Annotated in this window: 12 protein-coding genes and 1 tRNA gene; 8 read left to right on the top strand and 5 right to left on the bottom strand. The window is 57.6% G+C overall.

Annotated features, from left to right (window positions below):
• Positions 1 to 216: 216 nt before the first annotated feature.
• The 4 genes from Poly24_RS23910 to Poly24_RS23925 all read left to right on the top strand — a co-directional run bounded on the left by Poly24_RS23910 (position 217) and on the right by Poly24_RS23925 (position 7,635).
• Positions 217 to 290: transfer RNA gene (locus Poly24_RS23910), tRNA-Arg, on the top strand.
• A gap of 375 nt (positions 291 to 665) precedes the next feature.
• Complete coding sequence (locus tag Poly24_RS23915; RefSeq protein WP_197452132.1) at positions 666 to 2,129, top strand: BBP7 family outer membrane beta-barrel protein; 1,464 nt, start codon at positions 666 to 668, stop codon at positions 2,127 to 2,129.
• Between the two features lie 83 nt (positions 2,130 to 2,212).
• Positions 2,213 to 5,941, top strand: a complete 3,729-nt coding sequence (locus Poly24_RS23920) for a DUF11 domain-containing protein (RefSeq protein ID WP_145101617.1) — start codon at positions 2,213 to 2,215, stop codon at positions 5,939 to 5,941.
• A gap of 242 nt (positions 5,942 to 6,183) precedes the next feature.
• On the top strand, positions 6,184 to 7,635 hold the full coding sequence (locus Poly24_RS23925; RefSeq protein WP_145101619.1) for a leucyl aminopeptidase: 1,452 nt from the start codon (positions 6,184 to 6,186) through the stop codon (positions 7,633 to 7,635).
• 58 nt (positions 7,636 to 7,693) lie between these two features.
• On the opposite strand, the gene Poly24_RS27700 is transcribed toward Poly24_RS23925, so the two are convergent.
• The 5 genes from Poly24_RS27700 to trpE form a co-directional block, all read right to left on the bottom strand.
• The gene (locus Poly24_RS27700) at positions 7,694 to 8,737 is read right to left on the bottom strand and encodes a response regulator (RefSeq protein WP_261343097.1); all 1,044 of its coding nucleotides are present in this window, start codon (positions 8,735 to 8,737) and stop codon (positions 7,694 to 7,696) included.
• A gap of 318 nt (positions 8,738 to 9,055) precedes the next feature.
• Positions 9,056 to 10,567, bottom strand: coding sequence for an ATP-binding protein (locus Poly24_RS23935; protein WP_197452134.1), 1,512 nt, complete (start codon positions 10,565 to 10,567; stop codon positions 9,056 to 9,058).
• Entirely contained in the window at positions 10,564 to 11,319 is a 756-nt protein-coding gene (locus Poly24_RS23940) for a hypothetical protein (RefSeq protein WP_145101625.1), read from the bottom strand. Before Poly24_RS23940 ends, Poly24_RS23935 begins: the two co-directional genes overlap by 4 nt.
• A gap of 114 nt (positions 11,320 to 11,433) precedes the next feature.
• A complete protein-coding gene (locus tag Poly24_RS23945; RefSeq protein WP_231753672.1) occupies positions 11,434 to 14,628 on the bottom strand; it encodes a PAS domain-containing hybrid sensor histidine kinase/response regulator in 3,195 nt (1,064 codons plus the stop codon).
• A gap of 790 nt (positions 14,629 to 15,418) precedes the next feature.
• Complete coding sequence (trpE, locus tag Poly24_RS23950) at positions 15,419 to 16,921, bottom strand: anthranilate synthase component I (protein ID WP_145101629.1); 1,503 nt, start codon at positions 16,919 to 16,921, stop codon at positions 15,419 to 15,421.
• A gap of 258 nt (positions 16,922 to 17,179) precedes the next feature.
• On the opposite strand from trpE, the gene Poly24_RS23955 reads away from it, so the two are divergent.
• From Poly24_RS23955 to Poly24_RS23970, 4 genes are all read left to right on the top strand, one after another.
• The gene (locus tag Poly24_RS23955; protein WP_145101631.1) at positions 17,180 to 17,701 is read left to right on the top strand and encodes a UvrB/UvrC motif-containing protein; all 522 of its coding nucleotides are present in this window, start codon (positions 17,180 to 17,182) and stop codon (positions 17,699 to 17,701) included.
• Positions 17,702 to 17,729: 28 nt separating this feature from the next.
• Complete coding sequence (locus Poly24_RS23960; protein WP_145101633.1) at positions 17,730 to 18,815, top strand: protein arginine kinase; 1,086 nt, start codon at positions 17,730 to 17,732, stop codon at positions 18,813 to 18,815.
• A gap of 49 nt (positions 18,816 to 18,864) precedes the next feature.
• Positions 18,865 to 19,437 (top strand): RNA polymerase sigma factor, encoded by a 573-nt coding sequence (locus tag Poly24_RS23965; protein ID WP_231753320.1) that lies wholly within the window; start codon positions 18,865 to 18,867, stop codon positions 19,435 to 19,437.
• A 107-nt stretch (positions 19,438 to 19,544) separates the two neighbouring features.
• Positions 19,545 to 21,230, top strand: a complete 1,686-nt coding sequence (locus Poly24_RS23970; protein WP_197452136.1) for a glutamine--tRNA ligase/YqeY domain fusion protein — start codon at positions 19,545 to 19,547, stop codon at positions 21,228 to 21,230.
• Positions 21,231 to 21,481 lie beyond the last annotated feature (251 nt).

Raw genomic sequence — 21,481 nt, forward strand, 5'->3', positions numbered from 1 at the left:
GGATTGGACCGAAAGAGTGCCTAGTCTACCTCGAACACCTGTACAAATTATCGCCCATTCTTTCGGTGTGCAACATGCGTAAATTTCGCATGAGTGCACATTTGTTCACATTCCGCAGCGCACGCGAGATCATCGTGGATCCGCGACTGGCAGGGGCCTAAACCGCTTGCGATCGCGCGATATCGCGGGTAGCGTAGTGTTTCTTCGCAGTAACGAGCGCCCATAGCTCAGCTGGATAGAGCAACGGACTTCTAATCCGTAGGTCGGTGGTTCGAATCCACCTGGGCGTACTTCATCTTTGACCGTGCGGCGTACAACCGCACTCTCTTTCCAGCCGCTTGCGTTACGCGACTCTCTGCCGCGCATTGATTCGCTGGCCTCCCCCCTGAGTTTGATAGCGGAACGCCCTCTTTCGACGGACTGCGCAAACTTTTCCGATTAAATCGAATTTACGGCAAAGTTCGACGACAGGACTGACCGATAGGTGAAGGGGAACAGTGATGTTCTCAAGAAAGCGGTCGCGGAAGCCGGGGGGCTCGCATCGCATCTGGACTGTTCTCGTTGGTCAAACCGGCGTGGAGAGGTTTCTCTTCACACGGGTCTTGGTTGCCAACGGGAGCATTGAGTCCGGCTGCCTCGTAAACCCTGAATCCACCGGTCACGCTGTGTCTAAAAAACGCATTATCATCGTCGCGGCATTCGCTTGTTTGACAGCAATCCAAGCATGGGCTGCCGAACCTCGTGAAAAAGTCGCCTCATCGGCTGAGCGGATTGCCCGCGCCCGCTGGCAACCGATTCGCCAGCCGATCGATGAATCGCTGGAAGAACTGCCCAGCGCCGAACCCGAAATCATCTCTTCAGAAATGGTCCCCTTCGCCGATGGTGAAGTGATCGTGGAAGAAGGAGATTACTACGACTACGACGATCGCTACCGCGAAGGTGCCTACTACGGCACCTCGGGCGACCAAGGCTGCGATGGTTGCGGCAGCGGTTGCAATTCGTGCCGCCGTGGTCGCGGCTGGAGCCCGTTGTTCTGCGTCGGCGTGCCGTCGGACGGATGGTTCTCTGCGGAGTACCTGATGTGGTGGCAGAAGGGAATGAATCTACCTCCCTTGGTGACCACCAGCGCAACGACTGCCGATGCGGGCGTTTTAGGTCGCGGTACCACGCGAACTCTGTTTGGCGGTAACGATGACTATGTCACCGACAGCTTGAACGGAATGCGATTCCGTCTTGGGTTCTGGTTGGATGCGTGTCATCGCTGGGGAATCGAAGCGGAACACTTCGGCCTCGACACCGAACGCGATTCGTTCAGTGCATCGGGCGATGGTTCGCCAATCCTGGCCCGTCCATTCTTTAACATGGAAAACAACGCCAACGATTCCGAACTGGTTTCCTTCCCCAATGTTGTGAACGGTCGGGTCAGCGTCGACGTGACCAGTTCGCTGGAAGGGACAGGAGTTCATCTGCGACGATTGTGGTGTTGCAGCACCGGATGTGCGGAACTGGCGGGCTGCTGCTTGCCACGGGCCTACACCAGCCGTATCGAAGGCCTGGTCGGCTGGCGTCGTCTGCAATTGAGCGAAACGTTGGGAATCACCGAAAACTTGGACGCCGCCGATGGGTCGGGCAGCTTTGATATCAACGATCAATTCAACACGCGCACTCACTTCAATGGCTTTAACTTCGGCGTCTTGTACCACCGTCAACGTGGCCCTTGGTCGCTGGACCTGGCCGGCAAGTTCGCGATCGGTTCGAACCGCCAATCGGTCTCGATCGCTGGCAGCACCGTGATCACCACCGACACCGTGGAACAATATGATAGCGGCATTCTGGCAGGACCTTCGAACATCGGGCAATACGAACGCAATCGTTTTGCCATCGTCCCGGAGATCGGCATCACAGGTGGTTACAACTGGACCCCTAATCTGAGATTCACACTTGGCTACACTTTCATTTACTGGAACAATGTCGTCCGCCCGGGCGACCAAGTCGACCTGGACTTGAACCCCAGCCAGTTCCCACCTGCAATCGTTGGTGCCAACGCATCCCAGCGTCCTGGCTTCCAATTCAACGAAACAGATTACTGGGTCCAAGGATGGAGCATCGGTGCGGAGTACCGATTCTAGTTCGAACGCGTAGCGACTGGCCAACAAACACAAAGACAGATGCGGCAGTTGCCGCCTAGGGTCAACAATTGAATCAAGAGGCGATGGATATGTTCTGGAATCGTAACCGCAAACCACAAGCAAATCGTCGCCGTCGCGCACTGCGTGCCGAAGCCTTGGAAGCACGGCTCCCGCTGGCGAGCGATTTTGGTGGCGTGATCGGAACCGTCTACAATGACCTGACGGGGGACGGATTAACGGGGGACGATCTCCCCCCCACCCCGGCCGTAACCTTGCACCTGTATCGCGACGGGGGTGATGGCGTACTCAGCTCGTCGGGCGGCGGCACGGCAGGCGACGACGTTTTCCTCGAAAGCACCACAACCGATGGGACAGGCGATTATGCATTTAATCGTTTAACCGCAGGCACCTATTTTGTCGAACGCGTCCTTCCCTCGGGATTCATCGAACGCAGCGGTGAAAACGCGGTCACATTCACGATCACTCCAGCGGATGCCTCCGGAGCGACATCGGGAACGCTGGTCGACAACTTTCTTGCCGGCACACAAAACTTGGAAGCCACGTCGGCGACAACGACTGACGAAAGCTACTTTTCCGACGCATCGATCCTCGGTGGGGAACGCGACCTGCTGCTGACCTATACCGCGGGCCTGCGCGTCAATCTGGACACCGACCCTTCCGAGGGGACGATCCTGTACAGCTCACCCAGCAACGCATTGGGTGGATTTGAAATCGTCTACGATGGCGTCGATGGTTCAAGTGCGATCAACATGACAGGTCTCGGCGGCGCGAATCTCGATGACAGCGGCCGGGCGGAATACCTGCAAATGATGTTGGGCGCCGACGTTTCGGGCGTTCCCATCACGATCACGGTTTTTGACGACGCCGCGAACTATTCGACGATCCAAACGACCGTGCCACAAACCGCATTGGGAGCTGCGTCGGAAGAGTTGTTGCTCCGATTATCCGACTTCGTCCCCACCGGCACCGGCGCCGACTTCAGCAGCGTCGGCGCGATTCGGATCGCAATCACTGGTTCGGCGGCGTTCGACAGCGAGGTCGCAGTGATCGGAACGTTGGGGCAAACCAACCAGACCGCAAACTTCGCGATGTTTGAACCGATGACGCTCGGGAACCTTGTATTCAACGACCTCAACGGCAACAGCACCTTCGACAGCGGAATCGATGTCGGAGTCGCCAATGTGGATCTGACCTTGTACGCGGACACCGACGGGAACGGCGAGTTTACACCGGGAACCGATGTCCAAGTCGACACCACCACAACCGATGCCAACGGGCTTTACACTTTCACCAACCTTGCTCCAGGCAGCTACATCGTCCAAGTCAACGAGAGCAATTTCTCGACCGGAAATCCGCTGGCACAATTCCAATCCAGCCCTGGCAACCCCGATCCCGACAACGATGTCGACAACGATGACAACGGGGTGCTCTTGGCTGGACAAGGCGCAGTCTCGTTGGCAGTCTCGCTGGTCGCAAGCAGCGAACCGACCGACGATGGCGATACCGACAACAGCACCAATCTGACCGTCGACTTCGGCTTCTTCGCCTCATCGGACCTTTCGATCACCAAAGCCGACACGCCCGACCCCGTGGTCGCTGGCAACACGCTCACCTATACCTTGACGGTTCTCAACAACGGACCGGTCGATGCCACGGGGGTGACCGTCGTCGACACCCTCCCCACCAACGTGCAGATCGATACGATCACGACCAGCCAAGGAACGTCGACCACCAACGGCAACGTCGTCACCGTCGACGTGGGCAGCATTGCCAACGGGGGCAATGCCACGATCGTGATCACCGTGACGGTCGATCCGGACGTGACTTCCCAAATCTCCAACACCGCCACGGTCTCGGGAGATCAGCCCGACGACGATCCCTCCAACAACACCGCAACCGCGCCAACGGATGTGAACACGCAGGTCGATCTCGTAATCGCCAAGGTGGATCAAACCGCACCGGTCTCGGCCGGCGGAACGCTGGAATATGTGATCACGGTGACGAATAACGGTCCATCGGTGGCGACCAATGTTGTCGTCAGCGATACGCTTCCGACCGGACTCACCTTCGCCAGCGGAACCGCTTCGCAAGGCACGGTCAGCAACGTCGGCAACGCGATCACCGGCCTACTGGGAACACTGGCCAGCGGGGCTTCCGCAACGATCACCTTGATGACCGATGTCGCTTCGTCGGTCTCGGGATCCATTTCCAACACGGCCACGGTCACCTCCGACGGCACCGAAACCAACACCGCCAACAACACGGCGACCGAACAAACCCCGGTGGGTCGCACGATCGACCTCGCGGTCACCAAACAGGACAGCGTCGACCCGGTTGTTCCCGGAAACCAGATGACCTACACCCTGGTCGTGACCAACAACGGCCCGTCGGATGCCTCGGGAGTGATCTTGACCGACGTGCTGCCTAGCGGCCTGACATTGGTCAGCAACACCGCCACGCAAGGAACGGTTTCCAGCTCCGGCAGCACCGTTACGGCCAACCTGGGCAATCTGGCATCGGGTGCAACCGCCACGATTACACTCACGGTGAATGTTGCCTCTTCGGTCACCGCCGCGTTCACGAACACCGCTACGGTCACGGCCAACGAAACCGATTCGGTGGCCGCCAACAACACCGCCAGCGAACCAACGGCTGTCGACCGCCAATTCGATCTGCGGGTGGAAAAGAGCGATTCGGCCGATCCTGCGACACCCGGCGGCACGTTGACCTACACGATCACCGTTTTCAACGATGGCCCATCGGACGCAACCGGGATCACGTTGACCGACACGTTGCCAGCGGGCGTCACGTTTGCCAGCGGATCCAACGGTCTGACGGCCGCGGGATCGGTCGTCACCGCAAACATCGCCTCGCTCGCCTCGGGCGCCTCGGTTCCCTTCACCATCACGGTGAACATCGATCCGACCGCCACGGGGACGCTCAGCAACACGGCTTCGGTTTCGACAACGACCGGTACCGAATTGAACACGACAAACAATTCCGACACCGAAACCACGCTCTTGACCCCGTCGATCGATCTATCGATCACGAAGACCGATTCGGCGACGACGGTACGGAACGGCGATACGCTAACCTACACGATCGTCGTCACCAACTCGGGCCCTTCGACGGCAACCGGCGTCACCGTCTCGGATCCGTTCCCCGCAGGCGTAACGGTGACTTCGGTCACCAGCACCGTGGGCACGGTTACCAACACCGCCAACAATGTCTCGGGAACGATCGGCACACTCGCCCCCGGCGCATCGGCGACGATCACCGTCTTGGCAACCGTCAACATGGCGACGACGGGAACGATCATCAATACGGCCACCGTCTCGGCCACTCAAACCGAATCGAACACCGCCAACAATTCAGCTTCCGACACGACGATCGTCGATCCGGTCGACGGCAGCTTGGCGGGATCGGTCTACTTTGACGCCAATCGCAATGGTCAACGCGACACCGGAGAAGTCGGCATCGAAGGCGTTTTGATCACCCTGACGGGAACCGATCTGTTGGGCAACACCATCAATCGAACGCAAACCACCGATAGCAACGGGGACTATCTGTTCGACGATCTGGCGGCGGGAACGTATCGCTTGGCAGAATCGCAGCCAAGCAGCTTTGACGACGGCGAAGAGGAATCAAATCCTTCCTTACCGACCAGCGTCCAGAACGATGTGTTTGCATCGATCAACTTCAGCCCTAGCGATCAGGGCGTCAATTTCAACTTCGGCGAAGAACGCACGTTCAGCAAGCGTAGCTTCTTGGCGTCGGCGTTGAATTCTTAATCGCTATCAAGATGGCGAACGTTTTGGGAATCTTTTGCCGCGGGGTCTGATCACCTCCGCGGCCGATGGACCGACCGAGACGACAGAGTGAGAGTCCGCAAGGGAGCCGGTGGAATGGTCGCGGATTCTCACTCTGTTGTCGGTCGGACCGATTTTAATCGATCCCCTTCGCAGCTTGGTAGGTCAATCGCTACGCTACATGAAACAACTTCATTGACGAGATGACCGACGAGGAGAAAACGATGAAAATGGCTGCGGTACACGAGCTGGCAGAAGATTGTGATGCGATCGTGGTGGGCGTCGACGACGACGGAAACCTTGATCCGACAGGCCAACAATTGGATCAAAAGCTCTCCGGCTGGTTGGGTCGCGTCTTGAATCGCGAAACGCGGTCGGGAAAACCGATCGGGGCCAAATTGCTGGCTGCCCCCGACGCTGGCGCGTTGGAATCGATCGTAGTCCTCGGCACCGGCGATCCGGCAAATCGCGACTGTGGGTTGGCCTATCGTACCGCCGCGACTGCGATGCGGATGCTGGCCGATCGCAAACGCAAGCATGTCGTCATCGGCTTTGCCGATGGCTGGGATGACACCCTGGCGCGCGCCGCCGTGGCGGGCGCCGCTGCGGGCATCCCCGGGCAAGATCTCTATCGCGCGGAGATTGGTTTGGTCGAACCGCGACGGGTTTCGTGGATCGGTGTCAGCGACACGATCGTGCAAGCGGGAACGGCAGTCGGCGAAGGGATCTGCATCACCAAGCGACTGGTGAACGAACCACCGAACAAAATCTACCCCGAAAGTTTCGTAGAGGAAGCCGAACGGTTGGGCCGCGAATGTGGATTTGAAGTCGAATCCTGGGATAAAGATCGTCTGGAAGCTGAGCGTTGCAACGCGATCTTAGCCGTCTCGGCGGGCTCCGACCGTCCGCCCCGATTGGCGATTTTTCGCTACAACGGAGGCCCCGCCGACGAAGCGCCGATTGCGATCGTGGGTAAGGGTGTGACGTTCGACAGCGGCGGCCTATCGATCAAGCCTAGCGACGGCATGAAAGACATGAAGTGCGACATGGCGGGCGCCGCGACAGTGCTTGGAACGATGGTCGCCGTCTCGCGATTGAAGCTTGCCAAGAACGTTGTCGGTTTGGTCGGGTTGGCCGAAAACATGCTCTCTGGCAGCAGCTACAAGCTGGGCGACGTGATCAAGACACGTAATGGCACCACGATCGAGATCCTCAACACCGATGCCGAAGGACGTGTTGTCCTGGCCGACACGCTGGACGTTGCCGTCCAACAGGAGCCTAGCAATATCGTTGATCTGGCGACACTCACCGGCGCCTGCCTGGTCGCCCTGGGGATCGACGTCGCTGGCGTCATGACCAACGATACCGCGTGGTGCCAGCAGGTCAAACAAGCCGCCGAACTGGAAGACGAGAAGGTTTGGGAACTGCCGATGTGGGATTTCTACGGCGAGCAGATCAAGAGCAAAGTGGCCGACATCAAAAACGTAGGCGAAGGACGTTGGGGTGGTGCGATCACCGCCGCCAAGTTCCTTGAAACCTTTGTCGGCGACATCCCCTGGGTACACATCGATATCGCGGGTCCCGCGTATGCCGATGCGCCGAAAGAGTGGCGTGATGCTGGCGGTACCGGCGCGATGGTCCGCACGCTCATCCGTTTGCTCGAACAAGCGACCTGAGGCCGGGACGACACCCAGCGTTTTTGTGCACCGCGGCGATATCCCTGTTCGTCGCGATTTAGGCGGATTCGAGTTCGGGCTGAGTTAGCGACGGGATGTACGCGACGCAGCGGGCGACTTCATTCTGCAGGTCGTCGATCAGGTCGACGATCTCGTCCAGATGCTCATCGCGCCCCGCCTGTTCGATCTCTGCGGCGATCGACTGTAACGGGTGCGCTGCAAGGATTCCGGCCATCCCTTTTAATGTATGGGCGGCCTGCCCCGCAGCCACCGCGTTGCGTTGACGGGCGTGCATGACGATCTCTTCGACACGGGCGAGACTGTCGGCCTGAAACGATTCCAACAGCGACTCGGCGAAACTCAAGTCTCCCATGCAACGCTCTAAAAATTCTTTGCGAACAAAGGGCGTCGCTTCGTCACCAATCGGCCTGTCGTCGCCCGAGTCGTCGCCCGAGTCGGCGGACTTGGTCGGCGGTTCGGCCGGCAGCCACTGTTCAATGATCTCCGTCAATTGATTCGGGTTAAAAGGCTTGGCAAGGTAATCGTCCATGCCCGCCTCGAGACACTTCTGGCGATCCCCTTTCAGCGCGTTTGCCGTAACCGCGATGATCGGACATCGGTGGGTAACGCGGCCATCCAGCTGTCGTTTCCGAATTTCACGCGTCGCCGAAAAGCCATCCATGATCGGCATTTGGCAGTCCATCAGAATCAGGTCGAATGCCTTGGTTCCGATAGCATCCAACGCTTCGATTCCATTGGTCGCAATCTCGCATTTCCAAGCCTTCCCCACCAACACTTCTTGGGCCAGCATTTGATTGATTTGATTGTCTTCGACAAGCAGAATCTTGGGGGCCGTGGCATCATCGATCCGTTGCATCGCAGTCGACGACAGGGCGGTCGATGGAGCGCCATCGAGATCGCGGGATGACAATGCGACGCAAGCGGTGGGCTCGGCCAGTGATTGTGCGGATTCGGTTGCATCGCAGTACACAGCGATCACCTCTTGCGGTTGGCTTGAATGGACAGAGGGAAAATTTGAGTTCTCTTGAACGACGGCTAACATCTTCTGCAGGTCCAGAAACTGGGTTTGAACGGTACGCACCGCGGGTTCGAAAACAAACACCACCTCGATGACCATCGCTAAAATCGTCAGGGCAAGAACGAGCCGTGAGGTCGTGTGTGGTTCTTGGATTCCAACGGGAAGAACAAGCTGTACGACGACCGAAAACGCAACGATCCCGCCCAAGGCCAGCAGGTACCTGCGTCGAAGATCCCTGCTAGGATCATGCGTCGGGCGCGCTGGCCGTCGAGTATCGGCGGTCAGGTCTAAACTATCGATATTGGTTTTCATATCGCATCGGTCAATTCGTGTAAGTTGCGTTTGCAGGCGTTTGGCAGCAGAGCAGGTTGGGGCGGAGGGTCAAAAACTTGAGCTGGACGGGACGGATGAAACACTCTCAGTAGCGATTTGCACGAAGGGAACGGCAAGCACCGGCAGTTCTTGGCTGATGGGGGCGTCGTCAACGTCACACCATGGCGTGGCGGATCGTTCGAGCTCCGACGCCTCGGTTTCCGAAGCGACTGGAAAGGTTACGGCAAACCAAAATCGCGATCCGATTCCAGCGCGACTCTCGACTCCAATCTCTCCACCCAAGGCATCGACGATCGCTTTGCTGATCGATAACCCCAGCCCCGAACCGCCGTACTTGCGACGGATCGACCCGTCGACTTGGGAAAACGATTGAAACAACCGATCCAAGCGATCAGCGGGAATTCCGATCCCCGTGTCCTCGATGGACATCCGCAACGTCACTCGATCGCCGGACGCCTGCTGTCGCGCCACACGCAGCGTGATCTCACCTTCCTCGGTGAATTTCAACGCGTTGCCTAACAGATTAACCAGCACTTGCCGCAACCGATGACTATCGCCAAGCAAATACAACGGCGTCAGTTCGTCCTGATAGCACGCCAGATGAACATTCTTTTTGCACAACCGCAGCGGCATCCCCGCCATCACATCTTCGAGCAACTGCTGAAGCTCGAAAACATGCGAATCCAGTTCCAGATGCCCCGATTCAATCTTTGAAAAATCGAGGATGTCGTTGATCAACCTCAACAGCAACGTACCGCTGCTTTGGCAAGCGTTAACAAACCGTCGCTGCCGCTCGCTCAGCGGCGAATCAGCCAACAATTCGGTCATCCCGATCACGCCGTTAAGCGGTGTCCGCAGTTCGTGACTCATGCTGGCCAAGAACTGCCCCTTGATATTGCTGGCCTCTTCGGCGACTTGTCGCGCTTGCTCCAATTGGACGGTGTGCAACGCCAAGGCTCGCATCTCACGAACGCTCTGCTGAATCGTAAACGCCAGCACAAGATCTTCGAATAGCACCCAAGCGGCATGCTCCAGCCAACGCCAGTGCGACGCGGTTGCAATCCCGAAAACCGACTCGGGCCACCAGATTCCGCGAACTCCATGATCCACGATGATGATCAACGTGGCCGGAACCAATACTTTCCAGTCGCGATAGGCAGCTAAAAACGCAAGGGATACAAAGATATGAAAGTGGGTCTCGATCCGGCCGCCGGTGACATGAATCAACAGGCTGGAGAAGAGGACCTGACTGCTCGCAATCACGTACCGCGTGAGGGCACGCCCCGGCATCCGTATCGCCATCGCAACGGGCAGACTGGCCAACAACCCGCCTCCAAAGATCGCCATCATGACATGGGGATGCGGGGCGCTGTGCAGCCCGTCCCATGTCCGCGGCGAAACCCAGCAAACCGCGACGATGGCAGCCACCCATTGCAAAACCATCAGGGCCGCGAACATCCGATCGGTTCGTCGATAAATCGCCAATGCGTGTTGTTGGAACAGATCGATTTCCGCCTGGCTGGGCGAACCCCGTCGTGTCGCTTCGATCGACTCGATCATTGGACTCTCTCCTTCGCGGTCAGGGTCGATCCAACGATCCATTGCGGATCGGGTGGCGACAACAACTTACATCCAAAAACCGGCGGCGAAACATGTCGTTGTCGTTCGGCAAGCGTACCCGCAGCGGGGACGATGCTGGCATCGATTTGTGCGAGGCCCTCGCGAAGCAATCGCCCCCCATGACTCTCGCCCACTTGTCCGCGAGCAATCGTGATCCCTCCCGAAAAACGTCGGCGTCCTGCGGCATCAAACAACATCACGGTTCCACTGGTGTTCACGCCGAACCGCCCGCACTCGACGCCGTCGACATCGTTAATGAAAATCGAATCGGGCAACTGCCGCGACTGCAGATTCAATCGACTGTCGCGCCAGTCCGACGGGGCATTGGCGGGCATACAGGCCACGACAAGCGTGTTAGGAATCGCAACTTGGGCTTCTTTTGCACTCCGCAAAATTGTCTGCAATTGTTCCACGGTGGCTTCGCTGCAGAAACACCGCGGATGCAGGAACAACACCAGGGTCGGGCGATCCGGATCGCGGGGCAGCGTCGCGTCCGCTGGCCAGACCGCCACCTTCCGACTCAAATTCTCGGGGTGAGTTCCCAGACCATAGGCGGTCATCCAGAAACAATACGCGGTCACGGCGACACACCAAACGCTGGTGAGCAGTAGCCACGTCCGTCTTGACCGGGGTGCCCAGGTGACGGCAAACCGATCGGCGGCCAGACGGCTGTCGATAGCGGATTGTTTCATTGCTTGGCTCTCCAGTTGACGATTCTTATAAAACGTGACGTTTGCGATCGGGTTCCCTCGGCACCGGAGCTGGATTCAAAATGAATCGACGATACGCTCCACCGGATCATGGAATCAACGCAGTGAACCCTGCGGTCCGACATAGTCCGCGGGGGGCGCAAAATCGATCCCCGCAGGCAGGCCATCGCCCCGCTCATTTGAAAAACATTCACGTGGTGACGTTTCACGAAATGGGGAGACATCCGTCTGACAATCTGTGCTCTTTCGCTTGGCTCGCTTGTCCGCGAGGTCCAACATGCTTTGCGTGACCGATGCCAAATGCGCGGGATTAAAAGGCTTGGAAACATAGTCGTCCATCCCGGCGTGCAAGCAGCGTTCGCGATCACCTTGGATCGCGTTGGCGGTTAGGGCGACGATCAGAGGCGAATGGCTTAACCGTCCGTCGATTTCTCGCTTGCGGATTTCCTGAGTGGCGGTGAAGCCATCCATGATCGGCATCTGGCAATCCATCAGGATCACGCTGTAGGGTTTCTTTTCGAGCGCCGCCAAGACATCTTCCCCGTTCTCGACGATGTCACACTTCCAACCGTTCCGCGACAGAATCTCGCGTGCGAACAACTGATTGGTGGCGTTGTCTTCGGCCAGCAAAATCCGTGTCGTCATCCCGTCGTCACCGGATTGCTGTTGCACGTCATCGACCGCCACGGCAACTTCGCGTTTGTTAGCTCCGCGACAAAACTGATCGTTCAGCGCGTCGAACAGATGGGACTGCCCCACGGGACGCGGCAGATACTGGCGGTAACCGTCTGCGTGGATTGCCGCTCCACGATCCGCGGCGCCGATCACAAACAGCGGGACCGGCTTATCTTGATCCGAGCGATGGGATTCGACATGACGCATCCAACCGCTATCGCCGTCGACGCATGCGGCTTCGTCCGCGATTACAAGATCGTAAGGCCGTCCGATTCCCAAGGCGCGTTCAAGACGCGGTATCGCCAAGTCGGCGGTCTCCACCGCGTCCACTTGAATCTCCCAATTGCGGAGAAACTGGACCAACATCTCCTGCGTCGCCGATTGCTGTTCGAGCAACAGGACGCGTAGATTCGACAGCCGCCCCAACGACCAGTCATGGGTCGAGTCGGCGTCTGCTTCGGCCACCTTAAACGAAACGGTAAACCAAAATCGCGAGCCCACACCTTCGGTGCTTTCGACTCCAATCTGTCCCCCCAAGGCATCGACGATCGCCTTGCTGATCGACAAGCCCAGCCCCGATCCGCCATATTTCCGGCTAATCGAACTGTCGACTTGAGAAAACGATTTAAACAACCGGTCCAATCGATCCTGCGGGATCCCGATCCCAGTATCCTGTATCGAGAACCGAATCGTCGCCCGATCGTCCGTCAATTGCTGCGGTTCGGCACGCAGGGTGACCTGTCCTTGTTCGGTGAATTTCAAAGCGTTGCCCAACAGATTCAAAAGCACTTGTCGCAACCGGTGACTGTCGCCATTCAACTGCAACGTGGTTGGGCTATCGAGAATGTAGAGCAATTGAACATCACTCTCCTGCGACTTCACCGGCAGGCATGACATCACTTCGTCCATCAATTGCAACAGATCAAATGGATGCTCATCCAACTCCAAACAACCTGCTTCAATTTTCGACAGGTCCAGAATGTCACTGATCAATGTCAACAACGCGTTGCCACTGCTTTGGCAAGCGTTCACAAAGCGACGTTGGCGAACGTCCAATGGAGATTCGGCCAACAGCTCGGTCATTCCGATCACACCGTTGAGGGGCGTTCGCAACTCATGGCTCATGCTCGCGAGAAACTCACTCTTTGCGACGCTGGCATCTTCAGCCGCCTTCTTGGCTGCCTTCAAAGCCTGTTCGGTCTGCTTGCGTTCGGTGATGTCGCGAACCGATACGGTCAGCAAACGCGAGCCCGCAGCGGCGACCTCTGTCGTATTGAATTCCAACGGAAATCGCGAACCATCCCTGCGGGTACCGACGATTTCCTGTTCGCAATTGTGTCCCGATTGCAGCGGCCAGCTCATCAATTTGCTAACGTTGGTGCCGACCAATTCGCGCTCATGGAATCCGAAAATTCGCTCGACGGCCGAATTGACCATCCCGATCGTGCCGCACTGATCGATCGTCAGAATTCCATCAAACGCAGAGTTCAGGATCGCCCGCGTCCGCTCCGACGACTCACTTAACGCTTTCTCGGCGTCCTTGCGACGTTGAATGTCTTCGACAACAGTGATCAGATGAGATGGCGTGCCCGACGGGTCACGGACCACCGAGACCGTAGCGTTCACCCAGATCGGCGTTCCATCCTTGCGAACGTATCGCTTTTCGACGGAGAACGAATCGCGCTGGCCGGCGATCGTTTGGCCGACCAAATTTAGACAGCTGCTCAGATCATCCGGATGGGTTTGGTCCTGAAAATAGCCACGCAACATCTCTTCGCTGCTGTAGCCAAGGATTTCACACATGCCCTGATTGACCCGTAGCCAACGTCCGTCGAGCGCAACGTGCGCGATCCCCAGGGCGATCTGTTCGAACGTGCTTCGGAAATTGCTTTCGCTCGCTTGCAACGTATCGCGTTGTCGCTGCGTTTCGGTACAGTCGATGCAAATGCCGGTAAACTTCTCCGGCTCTCCCGAGTCGGCGACGTATTTGCCAAGCACTTGCACATAATGGATCGAACCATCGCGATGAACGACGGTGTGCATCGTGTCGTAGTGGGATCCCGTTGTGATGCATTCAGCAACCCGCACCGCGACCTGCTCACGTTCGCTAACGTGCAAACAATCGAGAAAGGTTTGGTAGCACAACCCATCCGCATCGGGATCGGCATCGAACAGTTCGCGTGTTCTGGCATCCCAAGCCAACGTGTCCTCGGTAATGTTCCATTCCCATACGCCCAGGCTGCCTGCTTCGATCGCAAACTCCAATTGAGTGATCCGGCGTTTCAACGACTTCGCCGCCGAAGTCTTGCGGGGCAAGCGTCGCAGCGTGGGGAGCAGACGAACCAAGACCAACACCAAGATCCACGAGACGATGGCCGTGAGCACGGACAGTGGCATTGCCAATCGCTCGACCGACCAAGGCAATGCGTCCCCGACGATCAGATGGTTCAAACCGCTGCAGAACATCCAACAGGACAACAGTCCTAGCGCAGCAGAAATCGGCCCGCCGAATCGCCCACCCCCACAGATCAACAGAATCCCGGGGATCGCCAGACAGGCGAGGAAAATTGCGATGTTTGAGATGTTGGAAATATTGGAGACCGAAGCGTCCGGCATTGTCCCCAACGCGTGGCTCCAACGCGCTGCGACGTCTCGCAGGTGCGCCGCAACCGACGAACTGGAGCTTAGCCCAGCAATGCGCACGCCCTCCGCGATGGGAATCCATGCTTCCGAGTTTTCAAGATGGGCGTGCCGTGCGTTTGCAGTCGCGCTGCTTGACGCAACTACCGGCGCAGCGTTCCCAAAGGCCGCCGCAACGAGGCAAAAGATACCCATGATTGGTTTGTTCATTACGTCATCATTTGTCTAAACGTCGAGAAATCAGGAGCGTTCCTGGGTCCAGACCGGCCACCACGGTGCGACACCCTGCAAACTGCCGGTCGGCAATTTACAAAGGCATCACAGACACTTGCGGTGGATTTCTTCGCCCAAAACGGCCTATTGCTGTACGGTTACGACGACGGGGGCTGGGCCCACGATTGACGGCAGCAGCCAGGGCAGGCGTTCCCGACAATCATCACAATCAAACAAACCGGTCCGTCGGATCGTCGAAAAGCAAATGAAGGTCCTGGGAATGATAGGACACGTTTCGATACGTCGACGCGAACGTCGTCCGCAAAACGGCCCACATGCACAAATTACGTTCTTTTCCGCAGGGAACTCTTCCCCGCTGGAGCCAACCGTCGGGAGACCTTCGAGGAAGCAAACGCAGTAAGCGGACACCGAGAGTGCCTCGCACCGACGAGCGCCAAGGCAATAGAAGCAAAAGAGAAAACGGCAACCGCGTTTTTTGTGGCCGTAGAGTGTTCCTCTTGAACGTCGGCCGGATCGACCGAACGGGGAAACGTTATTCCTTTTTCGAACTGCTCAAACGCGCCAGTGTGAGGCTGATTGCCCGAACCATTCCCTTGGCTTTATTGACCGTCTCTTCATACTCTGCGTCGGGATTGCTGTCGGCGACGACACCGCAGCCCGCCTGAATGTAGACATGATCGTTTTGAACCACCATCGTACGCAACGCGATGCAGGTATCCATATTGCCGCGATAATCGACGTATCCGACAGCACCGCCGTAGGGGCCGCGGCGATGCGGCTCCAGTTCGTCGATCACCTCCATCGCGCGAACCTTCGGTGCGCCCGAAACGGTTCCCGCCGGAAGGCAGGCCTTGAGCGCATCGAAGGCGTCCAAACCATCGCGCAATTCTCCTCGAACTTCGCTGCTGATGTGCATCACATGGCTGTACCGCTCGACCACCATCACTTCGGTCAATTCGACGGTTCCGAATTTTGCGATCCGGCCGATATCGTTGCGTCCCAGATCGACAAGCATCACATGCTCGGCGCGCTCCTTGGGATCCGACAACAACTCGCGTTCAAGCTCTAAATCCTCCTGTTCGGTTGTCCCACGGCGACGCGTCCCCGCCAACGGACGGACCGTCACAACACCATCGACCACGCGAGTCATGATCTCCGGCGAACAACCGATCAGCGCGCATTCGGGAGTTCGCATGAAGAACATGAAGGGGCTCGGATTCACGACGCGCAGCGAGCGATAGATTTCAAACGGATCGACCGAAGTACTGACGGCAAACCTTTGGCTGGGGACCACTTGAAAGATATCTCCAGCGCGGATGTATTCGCGGCACTTCTCGACCGCAGCGGCAAAGCTGTCGCGAGTGAAGTTCGATGTGATCTCCGGATCGTCGCCGCGACTCTGTTCGACGTCGGCCGTCTCCAGATGTGGCACCGGACGCGACAACCGGGCAACCGTTTCGTCGATCCGTTGGGTTGCGTCGCGATAAGCGGCGGCGGGCGAAGCGAAGTCGGCAGGCCGCGCGACCGCCACGATGGTCATCGTTTTGGTGACGTTGTCGAACACGACCAAGGTATGATAGAAACCAAAGTCAAGATCGGGCAGTCCACGATCGTCTTCGGGTGCGTTGGGCAGATGTTCGACGTAGCGAACGACATCGTAGCCGGCATATCCGATCGCACCGCCCACAAACGGAGGCAGGTCTCCGGTGTCGGCGAAGGTCACGCCGGCCAAGTGTCCGCGAAATTCGTCCAACGGATCTCCACATGTCTTCGTTTCGGTCGTCTCCCCGCGGGTGATCGACACCGAATTCCCGTGGGCGCAGAACCGCATGATCGGATCGACGGCGAGGAAACTGAAACGACCGACCTTCTCGCCCCCAATCACACTTTCGAACAGACACGCCCCTCCGCCAGTGTCCAGCAACCGAAAGGCGCTGACCGGGGTCAGGCTGTCGCTGAGCAAACGCCGCGTGACCGGTACCAGGTCGTGGGTGGCGGCCAGGCGAGTAAATTCTTCTTCGTGGGGCGTATGCATTGCGTTTACCGAGGTTTGGCGGAAATTGCTGTCAAAGAGCATCAAACCGCCTGGCGGGTTCGATAGTTTCGAGGGAAGACAGATCGTGCAATTCGTTCCCGCCCCGTACAATTAACAACAGCGACCGCGAAAGTCGGGCGGTCGCTGCCAGCGGCGCTGCGTTGGTTGACGGTTCAAGGGGGACAGTTAGAATCGGCAAGCCTGTGTTTTCAGGTGATATCTTAATAAGGATGGTGTTTTGAGAAAGGCGTGTGATCAATGAAGTGTCAACACTGCGAAAAGCCTGCGACCTTTCACATTACCGAATTGACCGAACCCAGTGGTCCTCAGGTGATGCATCTGTGTGAAGAGCACGCTCGGCATTATTTGTCCAAAGAACAGTCGACGCCTACGAGTTTAGTTGCCGATCACTTGGAAAAGCAGCTCAAGCTAGGCCAGACCGCCGAAGAATTGGCCGAATTGGACCAGCAGGAATGTCCCGTTTGCGGGATCACGTTTTACGAATTCCGTAACGCCGGCCGACTGGGCTGTCCCTACGATTACACGGTCTTCCAGAAGGATCTCGAACCGCTGTTAATCAACATCCATGCCTCCCGCGAACACAAGGGCAAGCGTCCAACGCGGTTGGCCCCCTCGGCGGATCGCCAAGCGGAATTGATTCAGCTTCGCCGCGAAATGGAAGAAGCGATCGAAAAGGAGAACTACGAGCGTGCCTCGGAGATCCGCGATCGCATTCGCAGTCTGGAATCGGGTCAATCGGATACATCGAGCGATCTCTAATCAAACACCGAAGGTTACGCACGTGGACATGGATCCCAAGTTGGATGAATTGGCGGGACAATGCGGCGAATGGCTGCGCGGCACCGGGCCCGAATCGGACATTGTGATCAGCAGCCGAGTTCGGCTGGCTCGCAATCTGGCCGGGTTTCCGTTCATCAAAAAATGCAGCCCCGAGGACCGACAAGCGATCGAACGGACCGTGCGGGCGAAAATGGAAAAGCTAGAGCAGTGGAAAGACGTCCGCTATCTGATGGTCGATGAACTTTCCGAAGTCGATCGACAATTCCTGGTCGAACGCCAATTGATCAGCCGTGAACTGGCCGATTCCGAAGGCGCCCGCGCCGTGGCGATTGATCCCGGCGAACAGTTCAGCGTGATGATCAACGAAGAAGATCATTTGCGGCTGCAAGTCATGCACAGCGGGCTGAGCCTGCAAGAGGCCTGGCAAACCGTCAACGCCCTGGACGATTTGATCGAAGGCGAGATCACCTATGCGTTTCACTCCAAGTTCGGGTATCTAACCGCTTGCCCGACCAACGCCGGAACCGGCTTGCGTGTCAGCGTGATGCTGCACCTGCCCGCCCTGGTGATCACCCGCCAGATCGACAAGGTCTTCCGCAGCCTGCAAAAAATTAGCGTGACCGTTCGCGGCCTTTACGGCGAAGGATCCCAGTACATGGGCGATTTCTACCAGGTCAGCAATCAAATCACGTTGGGCCGCAGCGAAGAAGAATTGGTCCAACAGGTCAGCGAAGTGATCCCCGTTTTGATCGATTACGAACGCCGGGCCCGGCGATTCCTCGTCGAAGAGAGCGAACAGGATCTACACGACGATGTCAGTCGAGCCCGCGGAATCCTCTGCACGGCAAAAAAAATCAGCAGTGAAGAGACGATGCACTACCTGTCGAAGGTCCGAATGGGAATCAACCTGGGACTGATCGACGACCTGCCGATCACGACAATCAATAAGCTGTTCATCCACACCCAACCGGCGCATCTGCAAAAGCTCCGCGGCCGGACGCTCGGATCGGCCGACCGCAACGTCGAACGTGCGTCGTACCTGCAGCGCCATTTAGCCGACAGTGGTCCCGGCGGCGCTGCGGAACTAAACTAAAGCAGGTTACTCTGCTCCCTCCCGCCCCCGGCCCACTTCTCTTCCGCGCGTGAAAGACGATTCAAAACTCATCGACATGGCGCTGGCGGGTGACCGAGCGGCCTTTGGGCAATTGGTGCATCGCTACCAAGATCGCTTGTTCGCGTCGATGCTGCAGGTGACCGGATCGGCCGACGACGCCGAGGATGTCGTCCAAGACGCCTTTGTGCGGGCGTTTGTCAAACTGCACACGTTCCAACGCCAAAGCCAGTTCTTTACCTGGCTGTACCGGATCGCATTTAACAGTGCGTTGAGTCGGCGACGACGCAAACGCAACACCGTCTCGTTGGAACACGCCCGCGAATCGGCGGGGCTGGAACCGATCGATAAGGTCGAAGCTCCCGATGCTTCCATGATCCGGGACGATCGCGTTCAAACGGTCCGATCGGCCCTCGATCAGTTGACCGAAGACCACCGCGTGATCTTGGTCTTGCGTGAAATGCAGGACTGTGCGTACGAAGATATCGCGGAGATTCTCGAGATCTCGATCGGCACCGTCCGCAGCCGATTGAGCCGCGCTCGGGCCGCCTTGAAGCTGGTGCTCGAAGAGATCCTAGCGCAGGAAGAGTCCCAGCGTGGATGAGCGAATGACGCGACGGTAGTCCCCTTCGGAACGGCTGCCCCAGCCGTCATAATCTACCGTTCTGTACTGAAATAACGTCCTGCTCGACCTGCCTGGAGTGTCCTCTCGTGAACGATTCGGCCAACGAACCTGAAGCCCGTCCGCTGAACTTCGTCGAAACCGCGATCCAAGAAGATCTTGCCGCCGGTCGATTCGCGAACGTGCAGACACGCTTTCCTCCCGAACCCAATGGCTACCTGCACATCGGACACGCCAAGGCGATCTGCCTGAACTTTGGCTTGGCACAACGGATGGGGGGCAAATGCAACCTCCGCTTCGACGATACCAATCCATCGAAAGAGGAGACCGAATACGTCGACGCGATCATGGACGATGTCCGCTGGCTGGGCTTCCAGTGGGATGCGCTCTATTACGCCAGCGACTACTTTGAACAGCTGTACGATTGGGCGGAGAAATTGATCGTCGATTCGAAGGCGTACGTCTGCGACCTGAGCCCCGAACAAACGCGTGAATACCGCGGCACGATCACCGAAGCAGGTAAACCGAGCCCCAATCGAGACCGTTCGCCCGAAGAGAACCTGGAACTGTTCCGCGCCATGCGGGCTGGAAAGTTTCCCGACGGCAGCAAGACGCTGCGTGCCAAAATCGACATGGCCTCCCCCAACCTCAACTTGCGCGATCCGGTGATGTATCGGATCTCACGGGCACACCACCATCGCACCGGTGATGCCTGGTGCATCTACCCGATGTACGATTGGGCGCACGGCCAAAGCGATTCGATCGAAGGGATCTCGTTTTCGATCTGTACGTTGGAATTCGAAAACCACCGCCCCCTGTACGATTGGTTCTGCAAATCGCTGGCAATCCACCATCCGCGGCAGATCGAATTTGCGCGTTTGAACATGACCTATACGGTGATGAGCAAACGCAAGCTGCTGCAATTGGTCAACGAAGGGCACGTCAGCGGATGGGATGATCCGCGGATGCCAACGATCTGTGGTCTTCGCCGTCGCGGCTTCACCCCCGAATCGATTCGCGATTTTTGCGACGACATCGGCGTGGCCAAGTTCATTTCGATGATCGATACCGGACGGCTGGAAAATGCCCTCCGCAAACATTTGAATAAAGTCGCCCCACGACGCAACGCGGTCCTCGACCCGTTAAAGCTTACGATCACCAACTGGCCCGAGGGCAAAGTGGAAATGGTCGACGCGGTCAACAATCCCGAAGACGCTAGCGCCGGCACGCGGCAGATTCCGTTCAGCGGGTCGCTGTTCATCGAACAGGACGATTTCCAGGAGGAAGCGCCGAAGAAGTTCTTCCGCTTGAAGAAGGGCGGGGCCGTTCGCTTGCGATACGGTTACATCCTCGATTGCCACGACGTCGTCAAAGATGACGCTGGCAACGTGATCGAAGTCCTCTGCACCTACGATCCCGAAACCAAAAGCGGTGCCGATACGTCGGGCCGGAAGGTCAAAGGGACGATCCACTGGGTCAGCGCGCCCCACGCCAAAGAGGTCGAAGTGCGGCAGTACGATCGCCTGTTCAAGGTGGAAAACCCAGAGAAGAACGACGCGGGCGGATCGTTCCTAGATCATCTGAACGAAGATTCACTGAAGACGTTCATGGTCAAGGTCGAGCCCAGTTTGGCCGAACTAAAGCCGGAAGATCGTGTTCAATTTGAACGCAAAGGCTACTTCTGCGTCGACAAAGATTCGACTCCCGAAAAGCCTGTCTTCAATCAGATTGTGGGCCTCCGCGACAGCTGGGCCAAGGAAAAAGCGAAGGGCTAATCGGGAGCTCGATCGGCCCCGCTCTGGAGCCGACCTTCAGCCGAATACGCTCGCGACCTCTCTTCGAGCGGCGGAGGCCTTGCGCCAATCGGGACAACCGCGGATCCGCATCGCGCCCGTGTGCTAGCACGCGAGCGCGTTGCACTGCAAGTTTGCGACAACTTTAACGAATCGGTCTATCGATAGCAGAATAGATTTGATAGGTAGGTATCTCAGTCGCAACATCGGCGCATTGTTTGTGAAAGGATTCG

It is taken from the genome of Rosistilla carotiformis, from assembly GCF_007753095.1.
GTDB lineage: Bacteria > Planctomycetota > Planctomycetia > Pirellulales > Pirellulaceae > Rosistilla > Rosistilla carotiformis.